Origin of the sequence: Streptococcus sp. FSL W8-0197 (assembly GCF_037963785.1) — a bacterium.
Classification (GTDB): domain Bacteria; phylum Bacillota; class Bacilli; order Lactobacillales; family Streptococcaceae; genus Streptococcus; species Streptococcus oralis_CQ.
This window is the reverse complement of record NZ_CP150168.1, coordinates 1,351,162-1,375,073: the sequence shown is the minus strand read 5'-3', so window position 1 is coordinate 1,375,073 and position 23,912 is coordinate 1,351,162. Positions and strand designations below refer to the sequence as shown.

13 protein-coding genes are annotated in these 23,912 nt (G+C 40.4%); all 13 read left to right on the top strand.

Annotation, left to right across the window (positions count from 1 at the left end):
• Positions 1-16 precede the first annotated feature (16 nt).
• The 13 genes from NYE79_RS06920 (at position 17) to NYE79_RS06860 (ending at position 23,486) form a co-directional block, all read left to right on the top strand.
• Positions 17-700: an amino acid ABC transporter permease gene (locus NYE79_RS06920; protein WP_001011622.1), complete on the top strand. Its 684-nt coding sequence runs from the start codon at positions 17-19 to the stop codon at positions 698-700.
• The gene (locus tag NYE79_RS06915) at positions 700-1,434 is read left to right on the top strand and encodes an amino acid ABC transporter ATP-binding protein (protein ID WP_000140925.1); all 735 of its coding nucleotides are present in this window, start codon (positions 700-702) and stop codon (positions 1,432-1,434) included. The genes NYE79_RS06920 and NYE79_RS06915 overlap by 1 nt, the downstream gene beginning before the upstream one ends.
• A gap of 33 nt (positions 1,435-1,467) precedes the next feature.
• On the top strand, positions 1,468-1,788 hold the full coding sequence (locus tag NYE79_RS06910) for a TfoX/Sxy family protein (protein ID WP_339293649.1): 321 nt from the start codon (positions 1,468-1,470) through the stop codon (positions 1,786-1,788).
• Positions 1,789-1,936: 148 nt separating this feature from the next.
• Positions 1,937-2,794: a bifunctional methylenetetrahydrofolate dehydrogenase/methenyltetrahydrofolate cyclohydrolase gene (locus NYE79_RS06905; RefSeq protein WP_339293648.1), complete on the top strand. Its 858-nt coding sequence runs from the start codon at positions 1,937-1,939 to the stop codon at positions 2,792-2,794.
• Positions 2,795-2,798: 4 nt separating this feature from the next.
• Positions 2,799-3,572 (top strand): HAD hydrolase family protein, encoded by a 774-nt coding sequence (locus NYE79_RS06900; protein WP_339293647.1) that lies wholly within the window; start codon positions 2,799-2,801, stop codon positions 3,570-3,572.
• Positions 3,573-3,915: 343 nt separating this feature from the next.
• Positions 3,916-11,025 (top strand): SIALI-17 repeat-containing surface protein, encoded by a 7,110-nt coding sequence (locus tag NYE79_RS06895; protein WP_216728485.1) that lies wholly within the window; start codon positions 3,916-3,918, stop codon positions 11,023-11,025.
• Positions 11,026-11,264: 239 nt separating this feature from the next.
• Positions 11,265-12,086, top strand: a complete 822-nt coding sequence (locus NYE79_RS06890) for a hypothetical protein (protein WP_000601055.1) — start codon at positions 11,265-11,267, stop codon at positions 12,084-12,086.
• Between the two features lie 14 nt (positions 12,087-12,100).
• Positions 12,101-12,952 (top strand): NAD(P)H-hydrate dehydratase, encoded by an 852-nt coding sequence (locus NYE79_RS06885; protein WP_000863089.1) that lies wholly within the window; start codon positions 12,101-12,103, stop codon positions 12,950-12,952.
• 196 nt (positions 12,953-13,148) lie between these two features.
• Positions 13,149-15,641: a bifunctional DnaQ family exonuclease/ATP-dependent helicase gene (locus NYE79_RS06880; RefSeq protein ID WP_251463877.1), complete on the top strand. Its 2,493-nt coding sequence runs from the start codon at positions 13,149-13,151 to the stop codon at positions 15,639-15,641.
• A 5-nt stretch (positions 15,642-15,646) separates the two neighbouring features.
• Positions 15,647-16,870, top strand: a complete 1,224-nt coding sequence (locus NYE79_RS06875) for an FtsW/RodA/SpoVE family cell cycle protein (protein ID WP_000830413.1) — start codon at positions 15,647-15,649, stop codon at positions 16,868-16,870.
• Between the two features lie 10 nt (positions 16,871-16,880).
• Complete coding sequence (locus NYE79_RS06870; protein ID WP_251463875.1) at positions 16,881-17,435, top strand: DJ-1 family glyoxalase III; 555 nt, start codon at positions 16,881-16,883, stop codon at positions 17,433-17,435.
• Positions 17,436-17,808: 373 nt separating this feature from the next.
• Positions 17,809-18,672: an Rgg/GadR/MutR family transcriptional regulator gene (locus NYE79_RS06865; RefSeq protein ID WP_251463873.1), complete on the top strand. Its 864-nt coding sequence runs from the start codon at positions 17,809-17,811 to the stop codon at positions 18,670-18,672.
• An 86-nt stretch (positions 18,673-18,758) separates the two neighbouring features.
• Positions 18,759-23,486: a glycoside hydrolase family 70 protein gene (locus NYE79_RS06860; RefSeq protein WP_251463871.1), complete on the top strand. Its 4,728-nt coding sequence runs from the start codon at positions 18,759-18,761 to the stop codon at positions 23,484-23,486.
• The last annotated feature ends 426 nt before the right edge of the window (positions 23,487-23,912 follow it).

Below are 23,912 nucleotides of genomic sequence, written 5' to 3'. Positions count from 1 at the left end.
AGAAAGTTGATTAAATATGAATTTTTCTTTTTTACCAAAGTATTTACCATATTTTAACTATGGTGCTCTGATTACCGTATTGATTTCCATCCTTGTTGTCTGCTTAGGAACCATTATAGGTGTGTTACTGGCCTTTGCTCAGCGATCACGCTTTAAACCGCTCGTTTGGTTTGCAAATGTCTATGTTTGGATCTTCCGTGGAACTCCGATGATGGTTCAGATTATGATTGCCTTTGCTCTTATGCATATCAATGCTCCGACTATTCAAGTGGGAATTTTAGGAGTTGATCTTTCTCGTTTGATTCCTGGTATTCTGATTATTTCTATGAACAGTGGAGCTTACGTTTCAGAAACTGTTCGTGCGGGGATCAATGCGGTTCCTAAAGGGCAGTTAGAGGCCGCATACTCTCTTGGTATTCGTCCGAAAAATGCCATGCGTTATGTCATTTTGCCACAAGCTATAAAAAATATTCTTCCAGCACTGGGAAATGAATTTATCACCATTATCAAGGATAGTTCCCTCTTGTCGGCAATTGGGGTGATGGAGTTGTGGAATGGTGCAACGACAGTAGCAACAACAACTTATTTACCGTTGACTCCCCTTTTATTTGCAGCCTTTTATTACTTGATTATGACCTCTGTTTTGACAGTGGCGTTGAAAGCATTTGAAAAACATATTGGACAAGGAGACAAGAAATAATGACAGAAACCTTGATTAAAATTGAAGAACTACATAAGTCTTTTGGGAAAAATGAAGTTTTAAAAGGCATCAACCTTGAGATTAAACGAGGAGAAGTTGTGGTCATTATCGGTCCGTCAGGGAGCGGGAAATCAACCCTCCTTCGTTCGATGAATCTACTTGAAGAAGCAAGTAAAGGTAAGGTTATCTTTGAAGGAGTTGATATCACAGATAAGAAAAATGACCTTTTTGCCATGCGTGAAAAGATGGGTATGGTATTCCAACAATTCAACCTCTTTCCCAATATGACAGTGATGGAAAATATCACTTTGTCACCAATTAAAACCAAAGGTGAAAGCAAGGAAGTTGCGGAGAAAAGAGCACAGGAACTGTTAGAAAAAGTTGGCTTGCCAGACAAGGCGACGGCTTATCCACAGAGTTTGTCAGGTGGTCAGCAACAACGGATTGCTATTGCACGTGGACTTGCTATGGAACCAGATGTTTTGCTCTTTGATGAGCCGACTTCAGCCCTAGACCCGGAGATGGTTGGAGAAGTTCTAGCTGTTATGCAAGACCTCGCTAAATCAGGGATGACCATGGTGATTGTGACTCATGAAATGGGCTTTGCGCGTGAGGTAGCAGACCGTGTTATCTTTATGGCGGATGGAGTTGTTGTCGAAGATGGAACACCAGAGGAGATTTTCGATCAAACAAAAGAACAACGGACCAAGGAATTTTTGAGTAAGGTTTTGTAAGACCTCATTTTTAGAAGAAATGGAGTAGGCATCATGGCATCCAGTAAAGAGTATTTAGATTTTATTCTCGAACAGCTATCAGAGTTAGAGGAGATGAGTTATCGTCCAATGATGGGAGAGTATATCCTTTATTATCGTGGGAAGATTATTGGGGGAATCTATGATAATCGTTTGTTACTGAAGCCTGTGAAGATGGTCTTGGATCAACTGGGACAGACTAGGCTTGAACGTCCTTATGAAGGAGCTAAGGAGATGATTTTGATAGAAGACATTGAAGATAAATCATTTCTAATGAAATTAATCAAGGAGATGTATGAAGTCTTACCGGCTCCAAAAGTCAAAAAGAAAGCATGACAGATTTACCTAGTATAAATAGGCATAAAAGCTCGACAAGGGCTTTTTCTTATAGTTTCAGACTATAAGGTCCATTAGGCAAGAAGTGTTAGGATGGCGAGTTATTTTTTGATATAATAGAGGATATTTGATAGAAAAGAGAAGAGATATGGCTCAGATTATTGATGGGAAGGCTCTTGCGGCTAAGTTACAAGGACAGTTGGCTGAAAAGACGGCCAAACTAAAAGAAGAAATAGGTCTAGTTCCAGGATTGGTGGTGATTTTGGTGGGGGACAATCCAGCCAGCCAAGTCTACGTTCGCAATAAGGAACGGTCAGCTCTCGCTGCTGGCTTCCGTAGTGAAGTCGTGCGAGTTCCAGAGACCATTACCCAAGCGGAATTGTTAGATTTGATTGCCAAATACAATCAAGATCCAGCTTGGCATGGGATTTTGGTTCAATTACCTTTGCCAAAACATATTGACGAAGAGGCAGTTTTATTAGCTATTGACCCCGAAAAAGATGTGGATGGTTTCCATCCCCTAAACATGGGTCGCCTCTGGTCTGGTCATCCAGTTATGATTCCTTCGACACCTGCAGGAATTATGGAAATGTTTCATGAATATGGGATTGAGCTAGAAGGTAAAAATGCGGTTGTCATCGGTCGTTCAAATATTGTTGGAAAACCGATGGCTCAGCTTCTTTTAGCCAAGAATGCGACTGTGACCTTGACTCACTCACGCACCCATCATCTTGCTAAGGTTGCTGCTAAAGCAGATATTCTGGTGGTTGCTATCGGTCGCGCTAAGTTTGTGACTGCTGATTTTGTCAAACCAGGAGCGGTTGTCATTGACGTTGGGATGAACCGAGATGAAAATGGCAAGCTTTGTGGAGATGTTGATTATGATGCTGTTGCACCACTTGCTAGTCACATCACACCTGTACCGGGTGGAGTTGGTCCTATGACGATTACCATGCTAATGGAGCAAACCTATCAGGCAGCGCTTCGAACACTAAACAAGGACTAGAAAGATGAAATTCGTATTTGACCTGGATGGAACGCTATCTTTTGACTACATGACCATAGATGTGGAGATTCAGCAGGTTCTTTTAAAGGCTGAAGATTATGGACATGAGCTTGTGTTTGCCTCAGCTCGCTCTTATCGGGATTGCTTGGGTTTATTAGGCCCTGAACTCAGTCAGCACTTGGTCATAGGGTTGAATGGTGGTGTGGCCTATCATTTGGGGAAGGCTATCTTTGAAAGGAATCTCGATGCTAGTGTTTATCAGGCGCTAGTAGATTATTGCCAGACCTACAATCTCCCTTTTTTTGCAGATGATTGCTTTGACTATAGCGGTCAGATTGTAGAAAAAATTCCATTTATTTCCAGTGTGGATCCCCTAAAGGTGGCTCGTCATCAGAAACTTGAGGACTTAGGGACTCCGATTAAGGTAGTCGTTTATATGGGTGACCACGAGGAGTTGCTTGATGATCTGCTTGGTCAGTTAGAAAGACTAGGACAGGCTCATCTGTCTTATCATGCGCATGAAAAGTGCCTTTATGTTAATCCCTTGGATACTCATAAGGCGACAACTGTTGAAAAGTTATGCGGGGAGAACTTCATCGCTTTTGGAAATGACCAAAACGATATTGAACTGTTTAAAACATCGCTCTATTCAGTCCAGATAGGAGATTTTGCTGGTCTTACTCCATATGCAGATGACACGTTAGAGCTTAAAGGAGCTCCTTCTCCAGCAGTTGCTGCTAAAATCTTACAGACTTTTGCGGAATTTAAGGGAAAATAGTGTAGAAGGAGGTTCGCCTTCTTTTTATGTAGAGTAATGCAGTCTATAAACTATAAATTTGAAGTTTTAAAAAGATATTAATGGAATTCAATTTGTAGTAGAAAGAGTCTAGAACCGAAAGCTATTTTCATTGCAACTATTCCTTTTAAATGACCCCTTCTTATATATCATTTTATTGGGTTAAATTAATGGAAAATAATTGCAATTTAAGGTGCTTTTTGATATATTTAATATATAAAATATATTATAAAACTTGGTACATGTTTGTGTATTCAGAAGGAGGTTATTTTTTAAAATAAAGTAAGCGCTTACTTTGTATCAAGAAAAAGAAATGAGGATTTTAATGAACAAAAGACTTTTTGATAAACGTTGTCATTATAGCATTCGTAAATTTGCAATAGGTGCGGCATCTGTAATGATTGGGGCTAGTATATTTGGTATTTCTGCTGTACAAGCTGAGGAGGTGGATTCATCCAATGCTAAAACAGAAGAAACAACTGTTCATCAAGCTCAACCTTTAGATAAGCTTCCCGATGATGTGGTAGCTGCTATTGCAAAGGCTGATGAGAATGGTGGGCGTGAGTTTGTAAAACCAAAAGCTGAATCGGCAGAAGACAAAGTGACTAAGGATACAGAACCTACTACACCTACTAACGAGAGTAGTCGTGAATTGGTTAGTCCTAAAGGGGAAACTCCAAATAAAGTAGAAGAAGGAAACAAGGCTGATAACAAACAGAAATCTGAAGAGGCAAATCCAAAGCCTGTTGAATCTGCAGTAACAGCTGGAACAGAAGTGAAAGAGGATTCTAAAAAAACTTCTGAAAAGGACCAAGTGAAAGCAGACACAGAGATTAAACCTTCTTCTGAAAAATCGCAAGTGCTGTCTAGAGAGTCAAACAAAGCCGAAGTTGAAAAGGAAAAACAGCTATTATCGGAACGAAAACAAGATTTTAATAAAGATTGGTATTTTAAACTAAATGCCCAAGGAGATTTTTCAAAAAAAGATGTGGATGTTCATGATTGGTCTAAATTGAATCTTCCTCATGATTGGAGTATTTATTTTGACTTTGATCACAAGTCTCCCGCTCGTAATGAAGGTGGGCAGTTAAATGGTGGAACAGCTTGGTATCGTAAGACTTTCATATTAGACGAAGCAGACAAGAATAAGGATGTTCGTATCAATTTTGATGGGGTTTACATGGATTCAAAGGTCTATGTAAATGGTAAATTTGTCGGACATTATCCAAGTGGCTATAATCATTTTTCATATGATATTACAGAATTTTTAAACAAGGATGGTAGTGAAAATTCAATTACTGTTCAAGTGACCAATAAGCAACCAAGTAGTCGTTGGTATTCAGGAAGTGGGATTTATCGTGATGTAACCCTTAGTTATCGTGATAAAGTCCATGTTGCCGAAAATGGTAATCATATCACTACTCCAAAACTTGCTGAGCAAAAAGAAGGGAATGTTGAAACACAGGTTCAAAGTAAGATTAAAAATACGGATAAGAAGGCTGCTAAAGTCTTTGTGGAACAACAAATTTTTACTAAGGAAGGTAAGGTTGTTTCAGAATTAGTCCGCTCTGAAACGAAGAATTTAGCAGAAAATGAAACTGCAGATTTCAGACAAACAATCCTAGTTAATAAACCAACTCTTTGGACGACAAAAAGTTATCATCCTCAACTGTATGTGTTGAAAACAAAGGTTTATAAAGAAGGTCAACTAGTTGATGTAACAGAAGATACATTTGGTTACCGTTATTTCAATTGGACTGCTAAGGAAGGTTTCTCTCTGAATGGTGAACGCATGAAATTCCACGGAGTCAGTATTCACCATGACAATGGAGCCTTGGGGGCAGAAGAGAATTATAAGGCTACCTATCGTAAATTAAAACTCTTGAAAGATATGGGGGTTAACTCTATTCGAACAACCCACAATCCAGCGAGTCCTCAGTTGCTTGATGCTGCAGCTAGTTTAGGTCTTTTGGTTCAAGAGGAAGCTTTTGATACTTGGTATGGTGGCAAGAAGACTTACGACTATGGACGGTTCTTTGATCAAGATGCAACTCATCCGGAGGCTAAGAAGGGTGAGAAGTGGTCTGATTTTGATCTCAGAACAATGGTAGAACGTGATAAGAACAATCCGTCTATCGTCATGTGGTCTCTTGGAAATGAGGTAGAGGAGGCAAATGGTAGTCCTCGTTCTATCGAAACTGCTAAACGATTGAAGGCAGTTATCAAAGCGATTGATACTGAGCGTTATGTAACCATGGGGGAAAACAAATTTAGTCGTGCAGCGACAGGTGATTTCTTGAAACTCGCAGAAATTATGGATGCTGTCGGTATGAACTATGGTGAACGTAATTATGATGCTGTTCGTAGAGCGCATCCAGACTGGCTCATTTATGGTTCTGAAACCTCTTCAGCTACTAGGACGCGTGATTCTTATTATAACCCTGCTCAAATCCTTGGACATGACAATCGTCCAAATCGTCACTATGAACAATCTGACTATGGTAATGACCGTGTTGGATGGGGAAGAACAGCTACTGAATCATGGACTTTTGACCGTGATCGTGCTGGCTATGCTGGACAATTTATCTGGACAGGAATTGACTATATTGGAGAACCGACTCCATGGCATAACCAAGATAGTACACCTGTCAAGAGCTCTTACTTTGGTATTATTGATACAGCTGGTTTACCAAAGAATGATTTCTACCTTTACCGTAGTGAATGGTATAGTGCTAAAGAAAAGCCAACTGTTCGCATTTTACCACATTGGAACTGGACTGAAGAGACCCTTAAGGATCGCAAGATGCTGATTGATGGAAAGGTTCCGGTTCGTACCTTCTCAAATGCTGCAAGCGTCGAATTGTTCTTAAATGGAGAGTCGCTTGGTAAAAAGGAATTTACTAAGAAAAGGACAGAAGATGGACGTCCATATCATGAGGGAGCTAAACCAAGTGAATTGTATCTTGAGTGGCTTGTGAAATACCAACCAGGCACACTGACTGCGATTGCTCGAGATGAAAATGGCAACGAAATTGCGCGTGATAGTGTGACAACTGCTGGGGAGCCAGCAAGAGTTCGTCTGACTAAAGAAGAGCATGTTATCACTGCAGATGGAAAGGACCTATCCTACATCCATTATGAAATTGTTGATGGCGATGGTAATGTGGTTCCTACAGCTAACAATCTTGTTCATTTCAATCTTCATGGTCAGGGACAAATCGTTGGTGTAGATAATGGAGAACAAGCTAGTCGTGAACGCTACAAAGCTCAAGCAGATGGAACATGGCAAAGACGTGCTTTCAATGGTAAAGGGGTTGTCATTGTAAAATCAACAGAAAAAGAAGGTAAATTTACTCTTTATGCAGATTCTGCTGGTTTGACATCTGATAGCGCAACGGTCGCAACGGTGTCTAGTAAGAAAGAAAATCGTCACTTTGTAGCCTTTGCTCCTGTAAAAGCAACAACTGATGTGACGACAAATCCTGAATTGCCTCAAACAGTAACAGCTATTTATAGCGACGGTAGTGTTGAGGAAAAGACTGTAACATGGGACGTGCCAGCTGACTTGCTTACAAGCGCAGGTGAGAAAAAAGTATCTGGACGTGTAGAAGGTTTGGAAACCAAAGCTGAGGCACTTGTAAAAGTGATTGCTTTAGATAGATGGTTACCAAAAGTTGTTACAGTACCAGTTGGTACAACTGCAGCTGATTTGGATAAAACGGTCACAGCTGTTCTGACAGATGGTAGTTTGATTGATACAGATGTTGTTTCTTGGATTTTGAAAGATCCTGCTGCTTTAACCAAGGAAGGAGGACGTACGGAGGCTACTGGTAAATTGGTAGATGACGACCGTGAAGTAACTGCAACCTTTATCGCAAGTAGTAAGGAAACAACAAGTAGCATTACAGGACTTACTGTTGGGGATAAAGCTCTGGAAAACTTCGAGTCTGGCAAGACTTATTACCGTGTATCCCTTCCTTACACTGGAACAATTCCAAGTGTTGGAGCTCAGACTACCGGATATCAAGTAACTGTTCAGCAAGCTTCTGCTGATAATGGTTATCAGGCTTCGGTCTTCTTGAGCGACCAAAAGGGTGACTTGGTTCAAACTTACTTAATTCAGTTTGTGAAGGAAGCTCCTGCCTTGAAACGTTTGGAAGTAGTTGTAGAAGGAAAAGAAACTGCTACAGAAGATCAAGTCTTAACTTATCGTGTCATTGGTAGTTATGAGGATGGTTCACAAACAGAATTTTCAGCATCAGATATTCACTTAGAAGCTAAGGCATCTGATGGTGGGTATCTTGAGGTGAATGGTCAGAACCTATTGCTCTATACTAAGGGAAGAGTGACTTTGAAACCTCGAATCGATAATCAAACAGAGAAAACAGAATCTGTAACTACTGAAGTGGTGATTAAAGAAAATAAAGTCAGCAAGAAGATTGTGAAACTTCATCCTGTATCTGTTTCTACAGATATTAATCAGCAACCGAATCTACCTAAAGAAGTTGGAGCAGAATTTGATAAGGGCTTGCCACGCAAAGTATCTGTAACTTGGGACAAGGTGGATGAAAAAGAATTGGGGCATTATCATAGCTTTACACTTAAAGGACATGTAGAAGGCACAGACATTGAAGCTCAAGCAACGGTGACAGTTGAAGGTTTACAAGTTGCAGAGGAAATCAGCCTTACTCTTCCTAAGGGTGAGACAGTTCAATTGCCAACCAATGTGCGTGCTTACCATTCTAACGGAACAACTATCTACAAAGATGTAGTTTGGGATCAGGTTCCAGCCAACTTTAGTCAAACTGAAGGAGTCTATGAAATCAATGGTCGCTTAGTAGGTAGCAATTTGACCACTAAAGCTCATGTTCGAGTGTCTAGTCAAGTTGTTGCTGGAAATAATATCTCTAAACAATGGACAGGTTCGCAATTGCCAGCTGCCATTGTATCCAATACAGGAGGAGATGACTCAGCTAATACCTTGAACGACCTGACTGTGTCAAGAACGCCAACAGACGCTAAAAATAGATGGACTACTTGGAGAACAAATACTGATAATGACTGGGCTTCTATCTTGTTTGGTAATTCAGGAGATTTGACGAAACGTTTTGTCAACAATTTGTCGGTTGATTTCTATACTGATGGAGCAATTGGTCTTCCAAAAGAATATGTAGTTGAATATTATGTAGGTAAAGAAATTCCAGATTTACCAAGTGATGTCAGTCATGCGCAACGAGATAGCAATCATCCATTTAATAATCCAGACAATTGGAAAGCAGTTGAAAACTTACATGCTCCAAGTCAGCTGTCTGCAACTCAAACCAATCACTTCACATTTGACAAGGTCGAAACCTACGCTGTTCGTATTCGAATGAAGAAAGCAGATGGAACATCAGGTGTTGGTCTGACAGAGCTAACTGTGCTTGGAAACAAGGTCTTAAGTGAAACAAGTTCAGAGATTTCTATCAAGGTAGATGGCAAGGATCTTGAACATTTTAATCCATCTAAGACAGATTACTATATTCCTCAATCTAGCAAAGAAATCACAGCAACAGCTAGCAATAATGGTTTGGTAACAGTTGTTCCTGCAACAAGTCCAAAAGGTGCAACACGTCTCATCTTGAAAGCAGAAGATGGTACGGTGTTGAAAGAATATCGAATTTTCCGCAATGATGAGAGAGAAACTAGTCAACCTCTTGCTGCAGAAAACAGTGCTAAAATCTTGAATGTTGGAGATGCTCTTCAACTTCCTTCAGAAGTCACTGTTTATTACCCAACTTCAACTACTTGGACTACAGATAAACTGGCAGTGAAATGGGATGCTATTCCTGAACATGCAACAGAGCATGAGGGAACATTTGAAATTACCGGTCATGTCATTGGTACAAATCTAACGACTAAAATGCAGGTGACAGTTGTTTCTAAAGGAAATCAAGTCATTTCAGAAAATCCAAGCAACAATGAAACGGATTCTAAAGCCTTTGCTTCGACAACGAACGATACACAAGCAGCTTCACATGATCGAATTTTCTATATCAATGATGGAAAATACAATGAAGATGGACGTTGGACAAACTGGTCTCGTACTCCGAAAAATGAAGAAACTTCTGTCGGACTACTCTTTAAGAAGGACGGTAAAATTGCCACCCAATCTATTGGAAAAGTAGCTATTCAGTTCTTTAAAGATAGTGGAACAGATGCCCCAGAGAAAATGGTTCTAGAAAGATATATTGGCCCTGCCTTTACAGAACCAAGTACGATTTCTCGTTATGAAGAAAATGCTGACCATCCATTCAACAAGGCAGAAAATTGGGCACCTATTCCTTACAAAGCTTCTGGAGAATTAGTAGCTGGTAAACCAATCGAGTTTAATTTTGATCCGGTTCAAACGACAGCAATTCGTGCTCGCATGACTCGTAAGGCTACTACCAATGGTCTTGCACTTGTAGAATTTACAGCCTACTCTGCAGGCAAGGGAGCAGAAGTGGAAGCACCATCAGCGACTATTTCGATTGACGGAAAAGCATTGGAAAACTTTGATCCAAATGTGACAGATTACACTCTAACAACAATGGGTTCAAAACCAAAAGTCACTGCAACAACTAGTGGACATGGAGTAGTTACAGTTGTGGATTCTGGAAATGCCAATCTTCCAACACTGGTTCGTCTTGTTTCCAAAGATGGAAATCTGGTGAAAGAATATCGTTTACACTTTAAGTCTACCTTCCAAACAACACCAACAGAAGGCGTTAAGAACTTAGTAGCAGAAACTCCAAGTTTGGAAATTGAAAAGACTCCGCTTCCGTTTAAAGAAGTTATTCGTGAAAACCCTGAACTTGCTCAAGGTCAACGTCGTATCGTTTCTGAAGGACAAGATGGAGAAAAAGTTGACTATATTCAAGTTTTGGGTACTACTAGAAGTCTTGTTCATTCTGAAGAAAGAAAGGCTCAGGATCGCATTGTTGAAGTAGGAGTGAAAGCATCTATTTCAAGTAGTAAAGGCGAGGAGCCTGCTCCAGTCAATGAAGTTCCAGAATTCAAAGGAGGTGCTAACTTTGTAGAAGCAGCAGTAAATGAAGTTCCAGAATACACAGGAATTCTAGCCACAGTAGGAGATCAAGCAGTACCAAGTGTTGAGAAACCTGAATTTAAGGGTGGCGTTAATGCTGTAATGGCTCTAGAACATAAACTTCCAGAGTACCGTGGTATTCTAGCTACAGTAGGTAATCAACCAGCACCGACAGTAGAAAAACCAGAGTTTAAACTAAGTTCGTTAGAAAAAGCTCAGACCCCAGAAACACCAGTTCAAGTTGCCAAGGAAGACAAGAGATTGCCAGAAACTGGTGAAAAACAGTCAGAAACAGCTGTTTTCTTGGCAGGTGTTACCTTGGCCTTGTCAGCAGCTTTATTAACTGCAAAACTCAAAGAAGATTAGTCTCAGCGTCTAATGACATCCTATTTGTAGATATTAGTCGATGATTAAAAATTGGTTTCTTTTTCAACTATTGTAAGTTGATGGCATCTAAAAACTGGAGAAGACAATCATGGTCTTCTCCAGTTTTATATAGGTGTAAGCAAGAGAGGTGAATTGTACCCCAAAAGTTAGACAGAAAAATAGTAATCCAAATTGCAAGGTGTGTACCTTTTTGTTGTATAATGGAGTGAGGTGATTAGATGATTTTAAAAATTTATAATGGAGAATATAGTTTACAATGGGATGGAATATACTACTTAGCACTAATTGATTATCCAAATATTCAAGAGTGGGAATTAGAAAAAATTGCTAAATTTATAGCTTACGAAAAACTTCATAAACGTCAAACAAGTATTGAGTGTGCTGATTCTTGTTTAAAAGAAGAAATTTTAGATTACATCTGTCAGCAACCCTTTCTGCCACCATTTACCCCTACAGATAAAAGAGTAGCCTCGACTTATGATCTACATAAGAGGCTAGTGACTTCAGACTACTGTAGCCATACTACGACTATAGATGCAGCGATTTCTATTTTTAAAACAGGTCAGCTCTTATCTGCTATGAAAGCCTTTAGGCGAGATGCTGAGGAGTTGGTTTTGGATAGTCGAAATGCTGCATCTGATCCGAAAGATTATTTTGACTATGTTATGTTAGGATGGTCAAATACAAGTTCTGGTTATCGATTGGCGATGGAACGTTTATTAGGTCGAGCTCCTTCAGAGAAAGAATTACAAGATAAGTTTATTCCTGGAGTAAGTTTTCATTTTATCTATACAGATTTGATTAAAGTTCCTGGTTATATTTTTGATGGTTACCATGCTGTAAAAATTAAGGACATGCTTAATTTATTAAGTGAGTTGTATATTTGCATTATTCCAACTCATAATAAGTGCCAATTTGAAAATATTATTCCAACTAAAATACAAGATAGGGTGCGTTATCTTGACTATGATGGAGAAGACTTAGAAGAGTGGACTAAGAAAGTCTATCAAGTTGTTTTAAAACAATCAGATAAAGGATAGTTGAGGAAAAAACGATGAAAGTGATTGATCAAACTTTATTAGAAAAAGTCATTATTGAACGTTCTCGTCATAGCCATAAGGGAGATTACGGACGTCTGCTCTTACTGGGAGGGACTTATCCTTATGGGGGAGCTATCATCATGTCAGCCATTGCAGCTGTCAGAAGTGGGGCAGGGTTGGTGACTGTTGGCACGGATAAGGAGAATATCTCAGCCCTGCACAGCCATTTACCTGAAGCAATGGCTTTTTCTCTAAAGGATAAAGCATTACTAAAAGAACAGTTGGAAAAGGCAGAAGTTGTCTTGTTAGGTCCGGGTTTGCGAGAGGATGCATTTGGAGAAGAACTCGTAAAACGAGTTTTTGACAGTCTCAGAAAAGACCAGATTTTGATTGTAGACGGCGGTGCTTTGGGCATCTTAGCAAAAGGTCATTTGCCATTTCCATCTAGTCAGCTCATTCTTACTCCCCACCAAAAGGAATGGGAAAGACTGTCTGGTATAGTTCTTGAACATAAAAATACAGAGACGACTGCTAGGGCTCTTTCTTCATTTCCTCAAGGAACAATTCTAGTTGAGAAGGGTCCAGCGACTCGTATCTGGAAAGCTGGCAAACCTGAATACTATCAACTGGAGGTTGGAGGTCCCTATCAAGCAACCGGTGGGATGGGAGATACTTTGGCTGGGATGATTGCAGGTTTTGCAGGTCAGTTTCCACATGTCAATCTCTATGAACGCGTAGTAGTAGCGACCCATCTGCACTCAGCCATTGCTCAAGAACTAGCTCAAGAAAACTACCTTGTCTTGCCAACAGAAATTAGCAAGCTCCTCCCCAAAACAATGAAAAAAATATCTCAAAAAGGCAGCTAATACCTTGGTTGTCTTTTTATGTTGATGTAGCTTTGTTGATAAGGTTTTCAAATACCTCAGAACCAGCGACCAACTGCAGAACTTGCGTGAAATTCTCACTTTTAAGGTCTTGATTTTTAGTCAAACTAGCAATTAAAGCGAGATTGTTATCAAAGTTGAGGGATGTCAAATCATGCTTTTTTTGATATAATTTTTAATGATGAATGCGAGAAATGATCGGTATGTGGTCGTTGATTTAGAGGCGACCAGCACCGGAAGCAAGGCAAAAATTATTCAAGTAGGCATTGTGGTGATTGAGAATGGCGAGATCGTCGATCAGTATGCGACTGATGTCAATCCTCACGAACCCTTGGATTCTCATATCAAAGAATTAACAGGTCTAACCGATCAACGCTTGGCTGCGGCACCAGAATTTTCTCAGGTGGCTGGAAAAATTTTTGAATTGGTTAAGGACGGTATTTTTGTTGCGCACAATGTACAGTTTGATGCTAACCTTCTTGCAGAATTCCTCTTTTTTGAAGGATATGAATTGCGCACACCGCGGGTGGATACTGTTGAGTTAGCCCAAGTTTTATATCCTCAGTTTGAAAAATACAATCTAGGTATCCTTTGTCAAGAGTTGGGAATTGAACTAGAACAAGCCCACGCTGCCCTGTCTGATGCTCAGGCAACAGCTGAACTCTTGCTTTACATGCGTCAAAAACTTTTTGAGTTACCAAAAGGGCTTTTAGAAAGCTTGTTAGACCTTGCAGACAACCTTCTCTATGAAAGTTATCTGGTGATTGAGGAGGTTTACCAGCAGCAATCTCTCTTGTCTTCGCCAGACTTGATGGAACTCCATGGACTTTTCCTGAGAAAGGAAAGTCAAGCATTAGTACCACGCAAGTTATCCAAAGATTTTGCTAAAAACATTTCTTTATTGGGGCTGGAGGAGCGTCCGCAACAGTTGGAATTTGCGGAGAAGGTTGAGCACTTATTGGAAGAACACCAGATTTCCTTTGTCCAAGCTCAAACGGGACTGGGCAAGACTTATGGTTATCTCCTCCCAGCTTTGAACTTGGAGAGTCAAGCAGGGATCCTAGTGAGTGTTCCGACCAAAATTCTTCAAAATCAAATCATGCAAGAAGAAGGTCAGCGCTTAAAAGAGGTCTTCCATATGGAGATTCATAGTCTCAAGGGTCCTCAAAATTATTTAAAACTGGATGCCTTTCATCAAATTCTCCATCGACCGGAGTCCAATCGCCTTTTCACACGCTTTAAAATGCAACTACTCATCTGGCTTACTGAGACATCGACTGGCGACTTGGACGAAATCGGGCAACTTTATCGCTATCAGCACTTTCTGCCAGAACTAGTCCACGATGGCAAGCTTTCAAAGAAAAGTTTATTTGCTACAGAGGATTTTTGGAAACGAGGGCAGGGAAAGGCCAAGACCAGTCGTGTTCTTCTGACCAATCATGCTTATCTGGTTACTCGTTTGGAAGACAATCCAGAGTTTGTCGACAACCGTTTGGTGATTTTGGATGAAGCTCAAAAAATGCTGCTAGCTCTCGAAAATCTAGCCCAGCAGGCTTACCGCCTTGAGGAACTTGTAACCCAGCTTGATAAGTCCATAGAGTCAGAGGAAGATTTGGTTCAGAAACGCTTGCTTGAGAGTATCGGCTTTGAATGTCGTTACTTGATGGAGCACTATCAGTCAGGTCTTAAGGATGGAAAGTGGTTGGATTCTCTCGAACACTTGCGCCAGCATTTTTCGGAGTTAGTTCTCCCAGAGTATCGAGAGCTTGCAAACTTTTTCATCTCGGACCGTGAATTTTGGCTTGCTACAGCAGAGAAATCGAGCAAGGATGTCTTGATTTGTTCAAGCAAAAAAGGCCGCTTTATACTAGCAGATTTATTGCCAGCAGATTGCAGGCTCCTAGGAGTATCGGCCACTCTTGAAATTAGCAATCGGGTTTCCTTAGCAGATTTACTGGGATTCCCAGATGCTCCACTTGTTAGGCTTGATGTAGCAAAACAGGAGCAACAAGAAGTCTTTCTAGTCAATGACTTTCCTCTTGTGACAGAAGTTTCGCCTTTTGACTATGCTAGTGAAGTGGCTTCTGTCATTCGAAGCTTACAAGCCTTTCAAGAACCCTTATTGGTTTTGTTTACTTCAAAAGAGATGTTGCTGGCAGTTTCGGACCTGCTTGACCAACCGCATCTAGCTCAGTATAAAAATGGGGAACCAAGCCAACTGAAAAAACGTTTTGAAAAAGGTGAACGCCAGATCTTGCTTGGAACAGGCAGTTTCTGGGAAGGAGTTGATTTTTCAACCCATCCTTGCGTGATTCAAGTGATTCCGAGATTGCCTTTCCAAAATCCCCAAGAACCTTTAACCAAAAAATTAAACCAGGAACTGCGTCAAGAAGGGAAAAATCCTTTCTATGATTATCAGTTACCGATGGCGATCATTCGGCTAAAACAAGCCCTTGGTCGTACTGTTAGACGGCCCAACCAAGGTTCGGTTGCTGTAATCTTAGACAGTCGAGTTATCAGCAAGCGTTACGGCAAACAAATCGCCCAGACCTTGTCAAAAGAAAGGGCTGTTCAGGTTCTTTCTAGAGAACAGCTAGAGCCTGCTGTAGCTGATTTTCTCCAATCTCGTCGCAATAGAATGAAAGAAAAATCCCAGAAAGAGAAAAGGTAAAAAATATGAAACGTTCCTTCGACTCTCGAGTCGATTATAGCCTCCTCCTACCAGTGTTTTGTTTACTGGTGATTGGAGTAGTGGCCATTTATATAGCAGTTAGTCATGACTATCCAAATAATGTATTACCAATTCTAGGTCAGCAAATCGCTTGGATTGCCTTGGGTCTTGTCATTGGATTTGTGGTCATGTTCTTTAATACCGAGTTTTTATGGAAGGTGACTCCCTATCTTTATGGTCTAGGGCTAGCTTTGATGGTCCTCCCTCTTGTTTTCTACAATCCAAATCTTGTAGCGTCAACAGGTGCCAAGAACTGGGTATCGATTGGTGGAACGACACTTTTCCAGCCATCGGAATTCATGAAGATTTCCTATATCTTGATGTTGGCTCGAGCCATTGTAAGATTCACTCAAAAACACAAGGAATGGCGACGGACTATTCCCTTGGATTTCCTACTGATTGGTTGGATGATCGCCTTTACCATACCAGTCTTGATCCTCTTAGCCCTACAAAGTGACTTAGGGACTGCCTTGGTCTTTGTAGCTATTTTTTCCGGTATGGTTCTCCTTTCAGGTGTTTCGTGGAAGATTATCATTCCGGTTTTTGCGACAGGAGTGACTGCAGTTGTAGGTTTCATGGCCATCTTTATAAGCAAGGATGGACGTGCCTTCTTGCATCAGATTGGGATGCCAACCTACCAGATCAACCGCATCTTGGCTTGGCTCAATCCCTTTGACTTTGCGCAAACAACGACTTATCAACAGGCGCAGGGACAAATTGCTATTGGAAGTGGTGGCTTGTTTGGACAAGGTTTCAATGTGTCCAATCTCCTCATTCCAGTACGCGAGAGCGATATGATTTTTACGGTGATTGCTGAAGACTTTGGCTTTATTGGTTCAGTCTTTGTGGTTGCTCTGTACTTGCTTCTTATTTATCGGATGTTGAAGATTACACTTAAGTCAAACAATCAGTTCTACACCTATATCTCGACTGGTTTTATCATGATGTTGCTCTTCCATATCTTTGAAAATATCGGTGCCGTGACAGGCTTACTTCCTTTGACAGGGATTCCTCTGCCATTTATTTCTCAAGGGGGATCCGCAATTATTAGTAACCTCATCGGTGTCGGTCTCCTCTTGTCTATGAGTTACCAGACAAACCTAGCGGAGGAGAAAAGTGGAAAAGTTCCATTCAAACGAAAGAAAGTCGTCCTAAAACAAATCAAATAAGGAGGCCACTATGGCAACAGTAGCAGTTATTTTAGCCCAGGGTTTTGAAGAAATTGAAGCCTTGACAGTAGTCGATGTCTTGCGTCGAGCAAACATTTCTTGTGATATGGTAGGATTTGAAGAGCAGGTGACAGGATCGCATGGTATTCAGGTAAAAGCCGACCGTATCTTTGATGGTGATTTGTCCGACTATGACTTGGTAGTTCTTCCAGGTGGCATGCCAGGATCAGCTCACCTACGAGATAATCAAGCCCTCATTTCACAGATTAAAGCCTTTGACCAAGCTGGAAAGAAAATTGCAGCTATCTGTGCAGCTCCAATCGCTCTCCATCAAGCAGGTGTCCTGAAAGACAAGCACTTCACCTGTTATGACGGAGTTCAGGAGCAAATTACTGACGGAATTTATCAAAAGCAAACAGTGGTTGTGGATGGTAATCTAACGACTAGTCGAGGACCGTCAACTGCCCTTGCCTTTGCCTATGAGTTGGTAGAGGAGTTGGGAGGAGATGCTGAAAGTTTACGAGTTGGCATGCTCTATCGGGATGTCTTTGGAAATCAACTGTAAGACGAGAGTTCGGCTCTCGTTTTTTTTATTTACTCCATGTCTAAAAATGTTTCATATGATTGTCTTGCGATTTTATATCAAACTTTCATAAATCAATCAAGCTTTGTCTAGTATAAGAAGGAAATCTATCTCTAGAAATGTTAGTGTTTTCAAGTTGTTAGATAGAATACTTCAGATTTCTACTGAAATCAATAGATTCTTGAAAGAGATAGAACATTCAATAAATGCTATATTAAAATGCTTTATCATGCGAATTAATCTGCTTGTATTAATTTGAAATATAAAGTACTTTCTCTGTAATATAATTGAAACGTGTTACTAGTATATTAAAATTAGTAAGAATTTTTTGCATATACGAAACTGGGGGAGTGATATGTTGGAAACTTTCGGAAAAATATTCAAAGTCATTAGAGAATCAAAAAAAATGTCCTTGAAAGAGGTAGCTGCTGGTGATATTTCCGTGGCTCAGCTATCCCGTTTTGAACGGGGAGTCAATGGGATCACACTTGATTCTTTTTATTGCTGTTTAAAAAATATGGCCGTTTCCCTAGAGGAGTTTCAGTATGTTTACCATAATTACATTGATTCAGATGATGTGCTGTTTTCACAAAAAGTAGCTGATGCATATCAGGAAAACAATGTTGTCAAGCTCCAAAATATTTTGTCAAGCTCAGAAGCTTTGACCGAACAGTTTCCTGAGAAGAAAAACTATAAACTCAATACGATCATTGTCAGAGCTCTTCTGTCTTCCTGTTGCTCAGATTTTCAGATTAGCAAGAAGGATATAGAATTCCTGACGGATCATCTCTTTTCTGTTGAGGAGTGGGGACGTTATGAACTCTGGCTTTTTACAAACAGTGTTGATTTGATGACCTTGGAAACGTTGGAAACCTTCGCTAGTGAGATGATCAATCGTACCCAGTTTTATAACAACCTACCTGAAAATCGCCGCCGTATTATCAAGATGCTACTTAATGTCATTAGCGTCTGTATAGAAGGAAACCATCTGCTAGTTGCTATGAGGTTTCTCAATTATCTCGACCACTCTAAAATCCCTGAAACAGATCTATATGATCGAACGCTGATTAAGTATCATAGGGCTCTGTATGCCTATAAGGTCGGGAATACTAATGCTCTCAGTGATATCGAGCAATGCCTATCTTTTTTTGAATTTTTAGATTCCTTTGGTGTTGCCCAAAAGCTTAAAGAACAGTTTGAAAGAATTTGCCTTTCATAGTTGTAGATGTGCAACAAAAAAAGATCATTTTGAAAAATATACTAGAATAAGGGCATAACTTTATACTAAATTCAGAAGGAGGCTTTATGATGGAGAAAAAGATTCATTATAAGATGCATAAAGTTAAGAAAAACTGGGTAGCCATTGCTTTGACTACCTTGGCACTTATTGTAGCACCAAAGGTACTTGGTCTAGAACCAGGCGTTGTCCATGCGGATGATGTAAAGCAGGTTGTAGTTCAAGAACCTGCTACAGCTCAGACTAGTGGTCCGGGTCAGCAAACTCCAGCCCAAGCAAACGTAGCATCTGAGCAAGAAGCAGAAAAAGCAACCCCTGCAGACAAGGTGACAGGCGATGCTGCTGCTAGTGATAAGTCTGCTAAACCAGCAGAAAATACAGAAGCAACAGTTCAAACCAATGCTCAAGAGCCTGCTAAACCAGCAGATACGAAAGAAGCATCTACAGAAAAGGCTGCTGTTGCTGAAGAAGTTAAAGCTGCTAATGCAATCACAGAAACTCCTAAAACAGAAGTAGCAGACCAGGATAAACAAGCAAGGCCAACAACTGCCCAAGAGCAAGATGACAACAAACGAGAAAAAACGGCTGTTGAAGACAAGATTGTTGCAAATCCAAAGGTTGCAAAGAAAGATCGCTTGCTCGAACCTGCTCAAAAACAAGGAGCAGTAGCTGAAAGAATGGTGGCAGATCAGGCTCAACCTGCACCTGTAAATGCTGATCACGATGATGATGTCCTATCTCATATTAAGACCATTGATGGTAAAAATTACTATGTTCAGGACGATGGTACAGTTAAAAAGAACTTTGCAGTTGAACTTAATGGTAGAATACTTTATTTTGATGCAGAAACTGGTGCCTTAGTTGATTCAAATGAATATCAGTTCCAACAAGGAACCAGCAGTCTCAATAATGAATTCTCCCAAAAGAATGCTTTCTACGGTACGACTGACAAGGATATTGAAACTGTAGACGGTTATTTGACAGCAGATAGCTGGTATCGTCCAAAGTTCATCTTAAAAGATGGAAAAACATGGACGGCTTCGACAGAAACAGACTTGCGTCCTCTTTTGATGGCTTGGTGGCCTGATAAACGTACTCAGATTAATTACCTCAACTATATGAACCAGCAAGGTCTGGGAGCAGGTGCTTTTGAAAACAAAGTTGAACAAGCTCTCCTGACAGGAGCTTCTCAGCAGGTTCAGCGCAAAATTGAGGAAAAAATTGGTAAAGAAGGCGATACCAAATGGTTGAGAACGCTGATGGGTGCCTTTGTCAAAACCCAGCCAAATTGGAATATCAAGTCAGAGTCTGAAACAACTGGTACTAAAAAGGACCACTTGCAGGGTGGAGCTTTGCTTTATACCAATAATGAGAAGAGCTCTCATGCTAACTCTAAATTCCGTTTGCTTAACCGTACCCCTACTAGTCAAACAGGTAAACCTAAGTACTTTATTGACAAGTCAAACGGTGGTTATGAGTTCTTGCTCGCTAACGACTTTGACAACTCTAATCCAGCTGTTCAAGCCGAACAACTCAACTGGTTGCATTTTATGATGAACTTTGGAAGCATTGTAGCCAATGATCCGACTGCTAATTTTGATGGAGTTCGTGTCGATGCGGTGGACAATGTCAACGCAGACTTGCTCCAAATCGCATCTGACTACTTCAAGTCTCGCTACAAGGTGGGAGAAAGTGAAGAAGAAGCCATCAAGCATTTGTCTATCTTGGAAGCTTGGTCTGATAACGATCCTGACTACAACAAAGATACTAAAGGTGCTCAACTAGCAATTGACAACAAGCTACGCTTGTCCTTGCTTTATTCATTCATGCGTAATCTATCTATCCGTAGCGGAGTAGAGCCTACGATTACAAATAGTCTAAATGATCGTTCTTCTGAAAAGAAAAATGGCGAACGAATGGCTAACTATATCTTTGTGCGGGCTCATGACAGTGAAGTACAAACCGTTATTGCTGACATCATCCGAGAAAATATCAATCCAAATACGGATGGTTTGACCTTTACTATGGATGAACTCAAGCAAGCCTTCAAGATCTACAACGAAGATATGCGCAAGGCAGACAAGAAGTATACGCAGTTCAACATCCCAACTGCTCATGCTCTCATGCTCTCCAATAAAGACTCTATCACTCGGGTCTACTATGGTGACCTCTATACCGATGATGGTCAATACATGGAGAAAAAATCTCCTTACCACGACGCTATCGATGCCTTGTTGCGTGCTCGTATTAAGTATGTAGCAGGTGGACAAGACATGAAAGTCACATATATGGGTGTACCTCGTGAGGCTGATAAATGGTCTTACAATGGTATTTTGACTTCTGTCCGCTACGGTACTGGTGCCAATGAAGCAACAGATGAAGGAACAGCAGAAACTCGTACTCAAGGGATGGCTGTGATTGCTTCAAACAACCCTAACCTCAAGTTAAATGTATGGGATAAACTGCAAGTCAATATGGGAGCAGCCCACAAGAATCAATACTATCGCCCTGTACTTTTGACGACCAAAGATGGTATTTCCCGTTATCTAACTGATGAAGAAGTGCCGCAATCTCTCTGGAAGAAGACAGATGCTAATGGTATTTTAACCTTTGATATGAATGATATCGCAGGCTACAGCAATGTCCAAGTTTCTGGATATCTGGCTGTTTGGGTACCAGTTGGCGCTAAGGCAGATCAGGATGCTCGTACAACAGCAAGCAAGAAGAAAAACGCTAGTGGTCAAGTTTATGAATCTAGCGCAGCTCTTGATTCTCAGTTGATTTACGAAGGCTTCTCTAACTTCCAAGACTTTGCAACTCGTGATGACCAATATACCAATAAAGTCATTGCTAAAAATGTCAACCTCTTCAAGGAATGGGGAGTAACTTCATTTGAGCTACCACCTCAGTATGTATCTAGCCAAGACGGTACTTTCTTAGATTCTATCATTCAGAATGGTTATGCCTTTGAAGACCGCTACGATATGGCGATGAGCAAGAACAATAAATATGGTTCTTTAAAAGATTTGCTCAATGCTCTTCGTGCGCTTCACAGTGTTAATATCCAAGCCATCGCGGACTGGGTACCAGACCAAATCTATAACCTACCAGGTAAGGAAGTGGTAACAGCAACACGTGTCAATAACTACGGAACCTACCGTGAAGGCGCAGAAATCAAGGAAAAACTCTATGTAGCTAATAGTAAGACTAATGGGACTGATTTCCAAGGTAAGTACGGTGGCGCCTTCTTAGATGAGCTCAAAGCTAAATATCCAGAGATCTTTGAACGAGTACAGATTTCCAATGGTCAAAAGATGACAACAGATGAGAAGATTACCAAGTGGTCGGCTAAGTACTTCAATGGTACCAATATCTTAGGTCGTGGTGCTTACTATGTTCTTAAAGACTGGGCTAGCAACGACTATCTTACTAACAAAAATGGCGAGATAGTATTGCCTAAGCAATTAGTTAATAAGAATGCTTACACAGGATTTGTTAGTGATGCCAATGGTACTAAGTTCTATTCAACTAGTGGTTATCAAGCTAAAAATTCCTTTATCCAAGATGAAAATGGAAATTGGTATTACTTCGATAAACGAGGCTATCTTGTAACAGGTGCTCATGAAATTGATGGCAAGCACGTTTATTTCTTGAAGAATGGTATTCAACTTCGTGATTCTATCCGTGAAGATGAAAATGGTAATCAGTACTACTATGATCAAACTGGTGCCCAAGTTTTCAACCGTTACTACACTACTGATGGTCAAAACTGGCGTTACTTTGATGCCAAGGGCGTTATGGCTCGAGGTCTTGTCAAGATAGGAGATGGACAGCAGTTCTTTGATGAAAACGGCTATCAGGTTAAGGGCAAGATTGTGAGTGCTAAGGATGGCAAACTTCGTTACTTTGACAAGGATTCAGGAAATGCTGTTATTAATCGTTTTGCTCAGGGTGATAACCCAAGTGATTGGTACTATTTCGGAGCAGATGGAGTTGCTGTGACAGGTCTTCAAAAGATTGGTCAACAAACACTTTACTTTGACCAAGATGGCAAGCAAGTCAAGGGTAAAATCGTGACACTTTCAGATAAGAGTATCCGTTACTTTGATGCCAATTCAGGAGAAATGGCAGTCGGCAAGTTTGCAGAAGGTGCCAAGAGCGAATGGTATTACTTTGACCAAGCTGGTAAAGCAGTGACAGGTCTTCAAAAGATTGGCAAACAAACACTTTACTTTGACCAAGATGGTAAACAAGTCAAGGGTAAAGTAGTAACTTTAGCTGATAAATCCATCCGTTACTTTGATGCCAACTCAGGAGAAATGGCAGTCGGCAAGTTTGCAGAAGGTGCCAAGAACGAATGGTATTACTTTGACCAAACTGGTAAAGCAGTGACAGGCCTTCAAAAGATTGGCAAACAAACACTTTACTTCGACCAAGATGGCAAGCAAGTCAAGGGTAAAATCGTGACACTTTCAGATAAGAGTATCCGTTACTTTGATGCTAACTCAGGAGAGATGGCAACCGACAAGTTTGTCGAAGGTTCCCCAAATGAGTGGTATTATTTTGATCAAGCTGGAAAAGCAGTGACAGGCTTGCAGCAGGTTGGTCAACAGACTCTCTATTTCACGCAAGATGGCAAGCAAGTCAAAGGAAAAGTTGTTGATGTGAATGGAGTTAGTCGATATTTCGATGCCAATTCAGGGGATATGGCTCGAAGCAAATGGATTCAACTTGAAGATGGAAGTTGGATGTATTTTGACCGCGATGGTAGAGGTCAAAACTTCGGAAGAAACTAATCGAATGTAGCTCAATAAAAATCAAACTTTATCTGATGATATACAAAAACGATAACTCCTTTAAAGGACGTTATCGTTTTTTGCCTGTTTGGAGAATAAATTACAATTGAAAAGAAAGATGGAATCATTGGAAACTGAAATGAATTAACAAGAGATTCCATATTGGAATAATCTTTTTCTGCTCTCTAATGTGGTATTCAAAGCAATGAGGATTCTATTTTTAAAGTTTGGAAATCCAAAAGCGTTTCGTTTGCGAATAATGACGCGGTTGTTAGTAATTTCTATTTTTAAATTTGTACATTTGAGAGAAGAAAGATTTTGCTTGATTATTCATGGAGGAGCTATTCTTCACAAAAAGGCTCCATAGATGCATTAGTGTTTTACACTCTATAGAAATTATAGAGCCGAAAAATCTAGGAAATCATC

What these genes read in the sequence shown, in the direction of transcription:
- NYE79_RS06920 (WP_001011622.1), top strand. Translation starts at nt 17, where the DNA reads ATGAATTTTTCTTTTTTACCAAAGTATTTACCATATTTTAACTATGGT.
- NYE79_RS06915 (WP_000140925.1), top strand. Translation starts at nt 700, where the DNA reads ATGACAGAAACCTTGATTAAAATTGAAGAACTACATAAGTCTTTTGGG.
- NYE79_RS06910 (WP_339293649.1), top strand. Translation starts at nt 1,468, where the DNA reads ATGGCATCCAGTAAAGAGTATTTAGATTTTATTCTCGAACAGCTATCA.
- NYE79_RS06905 (WP_339293648.1), top strand. Translation starts at nt 1,937, where the DNA reads ATGGCTCAGATTATTGATGGGAAGGCTCTTGCGGCTAAGTTACAAGGA.
- NYE79_RS06900 (WP_339293647.1), top strand. Translation starts at nt 2,799, where the DNA reads ATGAAATTCGTATTTGACCTGGATGGAACGCTATCTTTTGACTACATG.
- NYE79_RS06895 (WP_216728485.1), top strand. Translation starts at nt 3,916, where the DNA reads ATGAACAAAAGACTTTTTGATAAACGTTGTCATTATAGCATTCGTAAA.
- NYE79_RS06890 (WP_000601055.1), top strand. Translation starts at nt 11,265, where the DNA reads ATGATTTTAAAAATTTATAATGGAGAATATAGTTTACAATGGGATGGA.
- NYE79_RS06885 (WP_000863089.1), top strand. Translation starts at nt 12,101, where the DNA reads ATGAAAGTGATTGATCAAACTTTATTAGAAAAAGTCATTATTGAACGT.
- NYE79_RS06880 (WP_251463877.1), top strand. Translation starts at nt 13,149, where the DNA reads ATGATGAATGCGAGAAATGATCGGTATGTGGTCGTTGATTTAGAGGCG.
- NYE79_RS06875 (WP_000830413.1), top strand. Translation starts at nt 15,647, where the DNA reads ATGAAACGTTCCTTCGACTCTCGAGTCGATTATAGCCTCCTCCTACCA.
- NYE79_RS06870 (WP_251463875.1), top strand. Translation starts at nt 16,881, where the DNA reads ATGGCAACAGTAGCAGTTATTTTAGCCCAGGGTTTTGAAGAAATTGAA.
- NYE79_RS06865 (WP_251463873.1), top strand. Translation starts at nt 17,809, where the DNA reads ATGTTGGAAACTTTCGGAAAAATATTCAAAGTCATTAGAGAATCAAAA.
- NYE79_RS06860 (WP_251463871.1), top strand. Translation starts at nt 18,759, where the DNA reads ATGATGGAGAAAAAGATTCATTATAAGATGCATAAAGTTAAGAAAAAC.